The organism is Pseudomonas meliae (assembly GCF_001400515.1).
Classification (GTDB): domain Bacteria; phylum Pseudomonadota; class Gammaproteobacteria; order Pseudomonadales; family Pseudomonadaceae; genus Aquipseudomonas; species Aquipseudomonas amygdali.
The window spans coordinates 1-3,151 of sequence record NZ_LJQT01000132.1 but is presented as its reverse complement, the minus strand read 5'-3'; the positions used below and the strand labels follow the sequence as shown (position 1 = coordinate 3,151).

4 protein-coding genes are annotated in these 3,151 nt (G+C 57.1%); all 4 read left to right on the top strand.

Translation table 11 applies throughout. From position 1 onward, the window contains the following. Positions 1 to 174 precede the first annotated feature (174 nt). Positions 175 to 987, top strand: a complete 813-nt coding sequence (gene lgt, locus ALO64_RS05865) for a prolipoprotein diacylglyceryl transferase (RefSeq protein ID WP_044345279.1) — start codon at positions 175 to 177, stop codon at positions 985 to 987. Between the two features lie 56 nt (positions 988 to 1,043). Further along, on the top strand, positions 1,044 to 2,015 hold the full coding sequence (locus ALO64_RS05860) for a thymidylate synthase (RefSeq protein ID WP_002555742.1): 972 nt from the start codon (positions 1,044 to 1,046) through the stop codon (positions 2,013 to 2,015). Between the two features lie 77 nt (positions 2,016 to 2,092). Continuing rightward, positions 2,093 to 2,290: a hypothetical protein gene (locus tag ALO64_RS05855; RefSeq protein ID WP_003343866.1), complete on the top strand. Its 198-nt coding sequence runs from the start codon at positions 2,093 to 2,095 to the stop codon at positions 2,288 to 2,290. Between the two features lie 3 nt (positions 2,291 to 2,293). After that, a partial coding sequence (locus ALO64_RS05850) for a hypothetical protein (RefSeq protein WP_054991672.1) occupies positions 2,294 to 3,151 on the top strand: 858 nt, incomplete at its 3' end.

Here is a 3,151-nt window from a genome sequence, read left to right as displayed (position 1 = left end):
GCGGAGCGTGGGAGCGATAACCCCCGCTTCGTCACCACCAGACACATCAGGCGCATCTTTTTTCACTTCGTTCAGGCGGCTTCCATCGGTCGCCGCTAGAGCATCCTGCCGGGCTCCGGTAACATGCGCGCCTGATTCAATCGCTCGCAAGGGCGTTCCAATTGAGGAGTCGCAATGCTGCCTTACCCGCAGATTGACCCGGTAGCCGTCGCTATCGGCCCGCTGCAAATTCACTGGTACGGGTTGATGTACCTGGTCGGCATCGGTGGTGCCTGGCTGCTCGCGTCGCGTCGTCTCAACAAATTCGACCCGACCTGGACCAAGGAAAAACTCTCCGACCTGATTTTCTGGCTGGCCATGGGCGTGATCGTCGGCGGGCGGCTGGGCTATGTGCTGTTCTACGACCTGTCTGCCTACATCGCCAATCCTCTACTGATATTCGAGGTCTGGAAGGGCGGCATGGCGTTCCATGGCGGCTTTGTCGGTGTGATGATTGCGGCCTGGTGGTTTGGCAAACGCAACGGCAAGAGCTTCTTCCAGCTGATGGACTTCGTCGCCCCGCTGGTGCCGATCGGCCTGGGGGCCGGGCGTATCGGTAACTTCATCAATGCCGAGCTGTGGGGCAAGCCGACCGACGTGCCGTGGGCGATGGTTTTCCCGCCGTTCAGCGACCCTGCGCAACTGGCGCGTCATCCTTCACAGCTCTATCAGTTCGCACTGGAAGGCGTGGCACTGTTCATCATCCTCAATCTGTACGCCTGCAAGCCGCGCCCGACCATGGCCGTTTCCGGCATGTTCGCGCTGTTCTACGGCATCTTCCGCTTTGTGGTCGAGTTCGTCCGCGTCCCTGACGCCCAGTTGGGCTACCTGGCGTGGGGCTGGGTGACCATGGGTCAGATCCTCAGCCTGCCGATGATCATTGCCGGTCTGTTCCTGATCTGGCTGGCCTACAAGCGCGAACCGTCTGCCAGCAAGGCAGCGGCTTAATACCGAAACGCCGGGTGTCAGCACCCANNCGGCGCGTTCAACAAGGCAGGTGATTTATGAAGCAATATCTGGAACTGGTCGCGCATGTGATCAAGCACGGCACCTTGCAAGCCAACCGTACCGGCGTGAACACCATCAGCTTTCCGGGTGCGATGCTGCGTTATGACTTGCAGGAAGGCTTTCCGGCGATCACCACGCGGCGCATGGCGTTCAAATCGGCCATCGGCGAAATGGTCGGCTTCCTGCGTGGCGTGAACAATGCTGCCGAATTCCGCGAGCTGGGCTGCAAGGTCTGGGACCAGAACGCCAACGAAAACGCCCAGTGGCTGAACAACCCGTTCCGCAAGGGCGAGGATGACTTGGGCGAAATCTATGGCGTGCAATGGCGCAAGTGGCCAGCCTACAAGCGTATCGATGCCGGCAATGTCGCAGCCATCGAACTGGCGCTTGGTCAGGGTTATCGCCAGATTGCCGAATCGGAAGAGGACGGCCAGTCGTTCGTAGTGCTGTACAAGGCCATCGACCAGATTCGCCAATGCGTCGACACCATCATCAATGACCCAGGCAGCCGCCGGATCCTGTTCCACGGCTGGAACTGCGCACAGCTCGATGAAATGGCCCTGCCGCCGTGCCACCTGCTGTACCAGCTGCACCCCAACCCGCAGACCCGCGAAATCTCGTTGACGCTGTACATCCGTTCCAACGACCTGGGCCTCGGCACGCCGTTCAACCTGACCGAAGGCGCTGCACTGCTGAGCCTGATCGGTCGCCTGACTGGCTACACGCCGCGCTGGTTTACCTATTTCATAGGGGACGCCCATGTGTACGAAAACCACCTGGACATGCTCAACGAACAGATGACCCGCGAGCCGTACCCGATGCCGAAACTGGTGATCTCCGACCGCGTGCCCGAGTTTGCCAAGACCGGTGTGTATCAGCCTGAGTGGCTGGAGTTGATCGAGCCTTCCGACTTCACACTGGAAGGCTATCAGCACCATCCGGCAATGACGGCGCCGATGGCGGTTTGAGCCCGTAAGAGAACGAATCTAGCGCTGTGCTATAGTTTCAGCGCACACCCCCCTGACCTTGTTCAATGGAATCGACTATGTTTTTCAATCGGATTGGACATCGTAGTGATACGAAGAAGGCTGAAGACGCAGCCCTCATGCAGGCAATCAAGAGCATCGACACTCTTGTGGTAAGGGGGGGTCGCATGTCCATGGACGCCAAAGAAATCGAAGGCTTGGTTCGCTCTTCACGCGATAAGGCTAAAAAACTGGTCACTCCTCAAGCCGAATCCTGATAAATGGCTTTTTTACTTCTGCTGCCACTACTTGTCAGCGGCTTTTTGGTGTGCCTGAAGGATCCCACCGTTTACTGCAGGCTGCATCGCTATGAAGGCCAGATGCTTTACTTGCAGGTGGGGCGATACGGTATTTACTGCTTTCTGGCGGCCATGTTTGTAACCGCAGCGCTTGCAGGCCTGTTCTCGCATGACTGGGGTGTGCTGTGCCCCAAATGGCTGCAAGCGGCAAACGCGGCCTCGCCAGTCTGTTTTGCCGTGAACACCGACTTCATGGGTGCCTTAGGTCAATTGGGACAGGACTTCGACATCACGGGCAGGAATTTTAGCCAAGTGGGTGTGTTCCTTGCCCTCTCAGGTTTACTGACCTTGGCGATGCCAAGCCTGGGGGCCTTTATTACTGTCAGGATTCTCAAGTGGCAACTGGGTGCCAGTAAAAAAGAAGAAATTGCGGCCTATCTGCTGGGCGAGTCTGTAGATCACAGCCCTATCTGCTCGACTCTTTTCGATGCATTCGTCGAAAAGGATGAAGTGATGATCACGATGGCAGATCGAAAGGTCTACGTCGGCTACATCATGGATGTCGGGGCCCCTACCGAAGTGACGGGTGTGAATCAGGAGATTCTGCTCATTCCCACCGTCAGTGGCTATCGGGATAAAGACACCCTTAAAGTGGTGTACACGACCGATTATCCAAGCGATACACCGCTCAGGCCTATTGGTTTTCGGCAGGAAAATATTGTCTCGATCAGCGTCTTCAGCGAGGAAGTACGCGAAGCTTTCAAGCGCGTTGATTCTGAGCGGGCGGGTGAAGAGGCTGCGAAAGAGAAAGCTGCCAAAGATCGGGAGTATCAGTTTTTT